The organism is Cerasibacillus sp. (assembly GCF_036516575.1).
Classification (GTDB): Bacteria; Bacillota; Bacilli; order Bacillales; family Amphibacillaceae; genus Cerasibacillus.
On the sequence record NZ_DATBTY010000005.1, the window covers coordinates 1 to 3,995 of the forward strand.

Here is a 3,995-nt window from a genome sequence, read left to right on the forward strand (position 1 = left end):
AGTTGGTTTGCGAGTTCCGAAAGGAGAATCGATCGTTTCACCACCGTCACACTGTACAGTATGTGATCGACGGTTAACACCAATCGATCTCATTCCTGTCCTTTCGTATCTTTTATTAAAAGGGCGTTGCCGGAAATGTAACACAAAAATTTCTCCCATTTATCCGTTTATGGAACTAATGACTGGTTTATTGTTTATGCATAGTTACGCAACGTTTGGATTTTCAAAAGAACTCATTGTCGCATTACTCTTCGCATCATTACTTATCATTATTACAGTATCAGATATCGCTTACATGCTCATTCCGAATAAAATCGTGTATCCAGCATTCTTTATTTTCATTGGATTGCGATGGATGAGTCCGCTTGAACCATGGTGGTATGCGTTCGTAGGAAGTGCTGTCGGATTCGGTTTACTTCTTTTAATCGCCATCGTCTCGAAAGGTGGAATGGGAGGCGGAGACATTAAGCTGTACGCAGTGCTCGGTCTCGTACTCGGCGTGTGGAATACGTTACTCAGTCTTTTCTTAGCATCACTTATCGCATTAGGATACGGTGCATTTATTTTAGCGAAACGAAAACAAAAAAGACGCGTTCCGATTCCATTCGGTCCTGCCATCGCATTAGGTGCATGGATCTCCTACATATACGGAGAACAAATGATTGACTGGTATTTACGTTTATTTTAAAAAGCTTAGGTGCTCTTATTGAGCGCCTAAGCTTTTTCGTTATGAAGCAATTTCGTATTCGATTGGCACGTCTGGACCATAGAAGACAGGCTCTGGTGGATATAATTTCAAGTACGCTTCTACTAAATATGGGTCATAGTAGATTTTAAGTCTAGACTTACTTTGATCATTAGGGTAAATTTTACGTGATGATTGTTTTCCAGAAGAATAAGTTGCATTTAACGTATTCAAAATTAAACGGTTAGCTGAAATACCACCATTGATATATAAATTAGATCCTACACCAAAAATTTCAATATTCTTTTCGCTCAAGAAAAATCCTTTAATAGAAGAAGGGTTTTTGAGGTATAAAGAGTTATTTGAAAAGTGAATAGAGCCTTTTGAAAATATAATTAATGTCCCTTCCTTTAATTTTTTAATATCCGGACTAGCATTTTCGATTTGAGTCAAATCGATTCCTTTAATTGTAGATTCTGTAACTGTAACGTTCCCTGAAGCATAAATTAGCATATTGGCTGTTAAATCAACATTTTCAATATTAACGTTTCCGTTCACATAAAATGTCACGCCTTCTCCACTATTTCTATCTCCTTCAATCGTTAGTCTATTTCTCCCACCACCTAAATTCAAATCACCATTGACAAATATTTTAGTATCTTCAAAAGAGTATTTACTATTATCGGTAAATGATATTTGGGAATCTTTATGCGCTTTACTATCATTTTTGTAAAAGTTAATATTGTTAGTTTTATAACCTGTTGCAACTTTAGACATTATAGGGTATCTTTCTTTTGCTAAATTGAGTTGATGCTGAATATCAACGGTATTTCTAGTTGCTTCTCGATTTACTTGAATGATAGGACTTTTAGATCTAAAAAGATTATTACGCAATTCTAATGTAGTAGGTTTCCCTGTATTAAGGAAATAGTTGGATACATATTCCGAGTAGTTATCAGTAATTGTTCTCTTATATATATTATTTTCAACAATGACACGAGATACAGTGTTGTTTTCTGCTGGGTTTAAATAAGGTAATCCTGTTTTGGCAAAATTATAATACTTTTTTGAATCTGGAGTGTCTGTCCAACTTAAATTGCCAGAGTTTCTATATCCAGTAGGCCCAGCGTCGGTGACGATTAAATTATTACTGACTTTTAAATCCCCTTGTATATCAGTAGAACCGTTTAAATACATATTTCCATCTGTTGGTTGATTGCCGTTGCTATAAGTACTTAATGCGAACCTCAACGCTTCAGGAAAACCTTCTGATCCGATAAGCATCGTTTTATAAGTTGATTCGATTTCATTAGTTTTACTAATTCCAATAGATTTAAAAGTAACTTTATAAAGAGCATTTTTAAAACCTTGAGGGTCTTTGTTAAAATCTTTTATACCATAATCGTATAATTCTACGTCACCATCTATGCAAGTAAAGACGTCACCAGTTTCACTAACAGTATGGTTATAGTTTTCCCTTTCAAAAGGCTTATGATTTTTAGTTGTGAGAAATTCATCGAGCAACTTTTTTTCTAAATTCGGTTCTATACACGCTTTTTGTGAAAATAATTTTTCGAGTGTTTCAGTATATTCTTTATGAGAAACTCCATTTTTAAATTTTGTTTTCAATGTTGAATGATTTAAAATGTCATCGTTTAAAGAATAAGCTGCTGATTCCACACCTTTTACTGCTAAGTCTTTCGCTTGTGTTTGACCTAAGTTTTTAGAAGTTGCTTTAGAATCAGTCATAACAGTCATGAGAAGTGTTGTGCTAATGACGATTCCTAAAGCTAATATTAAGAATGTCAAAAAGAAACCGAAGCCACTGTCTTTTCTTATATGTTTGTTCATTTTTTTATCTCTTCTCCTTTCGCCTTCAAGTCGACTTCTTCAATGAGACGTAAATAGGTTGTAAATGTAGGAGCAGTATATTCTCCTTTCATTTTTAAAAAAATCTTATAATGGTTAGAACTGTTGATTTGTTCAATGTAAGAAAACTCTCCGTCTTCTGTGTTAGGGGGTGTAACTAAATAGGTCGTATTTAACATTTGATCTTTTAGTTGAACTCCTTCAGGTGTAAAACCTACCTGAAAAGCAGGTTGTATGGACTGATTGTTTTTTGTCTTTGGTTGAACTACAAATCTCGTGTTAATTGGTTCTTTTTCCGTATTATTTAAAAATACACTTTTATTTTTTGTAAGGTCGAGTTCATTGTCTTTTACTGGAAACATATCATCGATGATTGAAGAAATAATTAAGTTAGCTTCCCGATGGATCTCGCTTTCTTCTTGAACTCGCTTATTATATTCTGAGAAATAGTATAAACTGGCGAATGAAAAAATGGCGATGATGCTTAAAAGAGCGAGTGCAATCGTTACTTCAATTAAAGTAAAACCTTCCGCTTTATTTACATTCCGGTTAGTTTTTAGGAGCTTCTGTATTTTCTGCATAGCTTAAATACCCCTCCACTTTCACGCGTCCTTTTTTGAAATTTGAGTCTTTAGAAACGAAAGCAATGACATTAATTAGTTCTTTTCTTTTTTCATGTTCGTCTTGTGTTAAAGTAAAGCGCAAATAATAGTCTTCGTCATTTGCTTTTAAATGGTATAAATTAGAATCTATATTCTGTTGATTATAAGACGATATGTCTATTGGTTCTGTGAAAGACATTTTTTCAAAGTGACAATTTATTGGTTTTATTTTTTTACAAGTTTGATCCTCTTGAATACCAGACATATATAGTGTAGGATTATCCAAAAATCGTTTTAAACTCCCGGTTGCGAAGCTAGTCATGACGAGTTGGTCAATGTTTTCGGAAGATAACTTCTTTGTGGATTGCATTAATGATAAAATACCTATAAAAATGAACGAAATTATTAATAATGCAGCAGCTACTTCCAGCAGAGTAAATCCTCGTTCCTGCTTATTCAAATAATGACCTCCTTGTTTTATTTAACATTTAATCGAATAGTTATTATATCACATTTTGTGGTATTATTATAATAGTAATAAATGAAAGTTAACATAAAGTAAAAACTTGCTGAATTCTCCTTTTAAAAGTGAAAAACGAACAAAAATCGGTAAAGAATCTTAAAACATTTACAATAGAGAAGAAAGGAGAATGTTCATGTTGCAAACAGATAAAAAATGGATTATTGCGTCGCAATCACCGCGACGAAAAGAGATTTTCGGAATGTTGGAACTTCCTTTTGAAATCGTCGTCTCTAATACAGAGGAAGGTGGACGTCAAACGGATGAATCTGTCGAAAATTACGCGATGCGTTTAGCGAGCGACAAAGCGGAGGCGGTT

5 protein-coding genes are annotated in these 3,995 nt (G+C 33.8%); 2 read left to right on the plus strand and 3 right to left on the minus strand.

Annotation, left to right across the window (positions count from 1 at the left end):
• On the plus strand, positions 1-688 hold a 688-nt coding region (locus VIG73_RS01230; RefSeq protein WP_331638569.1), incomplete at its 5' end, for an A24 family peptidase.
• Between the two features lie 39 nt (positions 689-727).
• On the opposite strand, the gene VIG73_RS01235 is transcribed toward VIG73_RS01230, so the two are convergent.
• Genes VIG73_RS01235 through VIG73_RS01245 form a run of 3 tightly spaced genes read right to left on the minus strand, consistent with a single transcriptional unit; the run spans position 728 to position 3,616 of the window.
• Complete coding sequence (locus VIG73_RS01235) at positions 728-2,536, minus strand: hypothetical protein (protein ID WP_331638571.1); 1,809 nt, start codon at positions 2,534-2,536, stop codon at positions 728-730.
• Positions 2,533-3,135, minus strand: a complete 603-nt coding sequence (locus VIG73_RS01240) for a type II secretion system protein (RefSeq protein ID WP_331638573.1) — start codon at positions 3,133-3,135, stop codon at positions 2,533-2,535. The genes VIG73_RS01235 and VIG73_RS01240 overlap by 4 nt, the downstream gene beginning before the upstream one ends.
• A complete protein-coding gene (locus VIG73_RS01245) occupies positions 3,104-3,616 on the minus strand; it encodes a type IV pilus modification PilV family protein (protein WP_331638575.1) in 513 nt (170 codons plus the stop codon). The genes VIG73_RS01240 and VIG73_RS01245 overlap by 32 nt, the downstream gene beginning before the upstream one ends.
• Before the next feature lie 196 nt (positions 3,617-3,812).
• Here VIG73_RS01245 and VIG73_RS01250 point away from each other — a divergent pair.
• A partial coding sequence (locus VIG73_RS01250; protein WP_331638577.1) for a Maf family protein occupies positions 3,813-3,995 on the plus strand: 183 nt, incomplete at its 3' end.